Source organism: Halomicronema sp. CCY15110, from assembly GCF_016888165.1.
In the GTDB taxonomy this organism is placed as follows: domain Bacteria; phylum Cyanobacteriota; class Cyanobacteriia; order Phormidesmidales; family Phormidesmidaceae; genus Halomicronema.
The window spans coordinates 1-2990 of the sequence record NZ_JACSWC010000383.1; the positions used below are offsets into that span (position 1 = coordinate 1).

General features: G+C 48.9%; 2 protein-coding genes and 1 pseudogene. All 3 read right to left on the reverse strand.

Annotation, left to right across the window (positions count from 1 at the left end):
* A pseudogene (locus JUK32_RS18800) lies at positions 1-416 on the reverse strand (CPBP family intramembrane glutamate endopeptidase); the annotation flags it as partial.
* 219 nt (positions 417-635) lie between these two features.
* Positions 636-1529: a PRC-barrel domain-containing protein gene (locus JUK32_RS18805; protein WP_204140404.1), complete on the reverse strand. Its 894-nt coding sequence runs from the start codon at positions 1527-1529 to the stop codon at positions 636-638.
* 131 nt (positions 1530-1660) lie between these two features.
* Positions 1661-1918, reverse strand: coding sequence for a hypothetical protein (locus JUK32_RS18810; RefSeq protein ID WP_204140405.1), 258 nt, complete (start codon positions 1916-1918; stop codon positions 1661-1663).
* Positions 1919-2990 lie beyond the last annotated feature (1072 nt).

The window sequence follows — 2990 nt, forward strand, 5'->3', positions numbered from 1 at the left end:
ATGAAGGTCATGGCGATCGCGGCCAGCAGTGCCGTCCCGGACGTCAACGGCGCGGTGAACAGATTGCCCTTGACGGCAGCCCCCGCGTAGAACATCAACGGCAGCCCCAGTAAAAAGCCATACCAGGCCGGATGGCAACGCCAGAGAAAAATTCGCGATAGAAATCGCCGTAAGCCCGCCCGCCCGCCGTAGTGAGTGACCAGAATAAACGCCGCGATCGCTGGAGCCCACACCGCCAGAATAAAGAGCGGATGATGCCCGCTCATCTCGCCAAAGACAGCCCCCATCGGGCCCGGCCAGAAAATATACAGCGCCAAAATGCCCCAGGCGATGCCAAAGGTCATCAACAGAAAGGGGGCGATCGCAGTCCCGGGCACAGGATCCGGCTGGGTAGCGGGTAAGTTGCTCTGCTTCATGAGAGATCCTGGGCTTAAACTTTAGGGCAGCGCGCTTTCCTCCTTCTCTAGGCCATAATTGCGATACTGCGATTTAGTGTTGGGTGGGTTAAGCAGTCCCAATTGCTCGTAACACTCAATAGTCTGGGCCGGGGGATGCGATTGCCCTGGGGGCATAAAACCCCCTTTCTATCTTCTAATTCATATCTTGCAGACATTCAGCTGTAGGCTTTAGCCCGGTCAAATATCATCCAAAGGATTTGCCTCTGAACGCTCCGTCTCCTTGGTGGGCGATGTTGAGTTTTTCTCTGATTTCGTCTGGGCGGTTTTGGTCTTTTCCTGCACCTGCGTGGCGACGTCGTGGGCCGTATGTTGGATGCGATCGCCAGCATCCGTCAGGGTCGATTGAGCCCGGTCTACCACCTGCTGAGTCACCCCATGGGCTTGTTCGGCGATGTCCGATACCGTTGTTTGCACGTGTGCGGTAGCTTGCTGTGTCTTCTCTTTGACCTGAGCCGCCGTGGACTGGCCACTTTCCTTCAAAGCCGTTATGTCTTGCCTGGTTCGAGCCAAATCTTTCTTCAGGTATTCAGTGACCTGGTTGAGTTTATCTTTCAGCCCTGCTGAAAATTGCTCTGCCGCTTTCACCTGATCGGCTTTCGCGATTAATCGCTTAGTGCCAGTACTGAGCACGGCTTCGGGCAGCAACACGTAAACGCCATCTGTGAGGCCCTGCCAACCGTTTGAGTGAAACAAGTAAGCCACGACCGCCCCGGTTTGCAGGTCAAGGCAATAATCGGTAATCGTTCCGGCTTTATTACCATCATCAGTCCAGAGTTCGTGCCCAATGACCAACTCTGAGCCTTGAGGGGTTTCTTCTGACGCTTCTAACGTGAGAGAAACTAACAGACTATCTTCGCCAATCGCCTCGACCTGCTCCCATCGGAGAAACTGCTTGGTTCTCCCCAGCAGACCGGACTCAGAAACAACTGCCATGACTTGGTGAATCGTTGTGTCCAGCCAAAATTCCTTGACGTGGCCAATTTCTTCAGTCGTTTCGTGATTCAAAATCAATCGCCCCAGCAGACTACTTTGCTGAAGGGTTGTTTTAGGGAATGTGGTAAGAGAGGTCATTTTTATTCTCCGTATCTTATGAGTCCTACAGCGTTTCTGTAGTGAGTGAGGTGCAGCCATCAATTCACCCCGTTATTGACAGGTGAGAAGAGGCACCTCAGTAGGCAAAAAATGTTGTACAGATACAAAAATTACTGGTCTGGGGTCAGACCTCGACGGATGATTTCTAACCTCAGATCAACCGCTTCAGCACCTTTAGCACATTCGGCTTCTCGCCAGGCTTGCAGTAATTCTTTGTCAGACAGATTTGCGTAAGCAGCGTTTTCTTCTGGAGCGGATATCCCGGGTTCTTGCTGAGCTTTCTCAAGCAGGTCTCGGTCTTTAGAGCTCTTTAGATCAAACGATTCCAAAAAAGTATTCGTCATTTTTTTGTCCTTAATTAACGCCATCTCCTCGCATCAGCGTTTTACCTAGATGTTGCAAGCGGTTTATCAACCTCATCCAGATTCGGAAGTGGAGTTTTAGCCTCTGCTCGAACCTCACCGCCTGCGGCATCTCTTCTTATCAAGGAGAGGTTAGGAGAGGCTTGCCCGAACACGCAACACTCCAGTTTTTAACTTGGACTTGGTTCAAAGCTTTCCGATTTATCCAGATTGTCAAGGGGCTGGGGTATTTAATAACGGCCAGCCGAAGCGTGAATCGATGGCTCAAATAGTTTGATGTCACCAACTGGACTGGGCATTTGTACCTTCAAGTGCCCAGTCCAGTCATCAGCTAGCGACAGCAGCCAAGATTTTCTCCGTGAGCATAGGCTCTGTTTTCTCGTAGGGGGAGAAACAGACGCGATCGCACAGTTTCACCTTAGCTGCGACTCATTAGGTCGCAGAGATGATTGCATCTGAAATAATCGAATACTGTATCGGGTAATCACTCCGACTAAAGCATAAATAAACAATCTCTCCATCAGCAGATGAAAACTGTCTTGATCTAGGTATGAAAGGCTTGCTGGTCACATCGCAATAGTGCCGATAGGCTCGCATCGCTTTGCCAAAAAGAGTATTGTCCATAATTAAAATATTTTCCTAAATAGCTTCATTTTCAGGATACAAACATTTCAAAAAAGATAAAAGTTGGGTATTAGTCTCTTATATCGTCTAGACACCATCACTGACAAAGGAATCACAGCTCCATGCCCTGTAAATATACTTATTTAGATGTTGAATATCTTGATTATTCTTAGTATTTTAGGTCTTTATTCAAGATATAACTTATTGAAGTTAAGTCTTTAGACAGATTTTTCTCCTCCTAATTGACCAACCCAAGCTACGGCCAGTGTTTTTGCCATGCTTGCCAGAGCAAGACGAACGTGACGTAAAGCGAAGTGCTGTGCTGTGATCACGTCGTTCGCTGCAGGTAAGTAGAAATTCAGAATTATCTATCTCTTCGGGCTTCGACTTCGCTCAGCCCTCAACGCCTTACCTGGCAAGCAATTTTGCTGATTGAGCGGAGTCGAAATCAGCC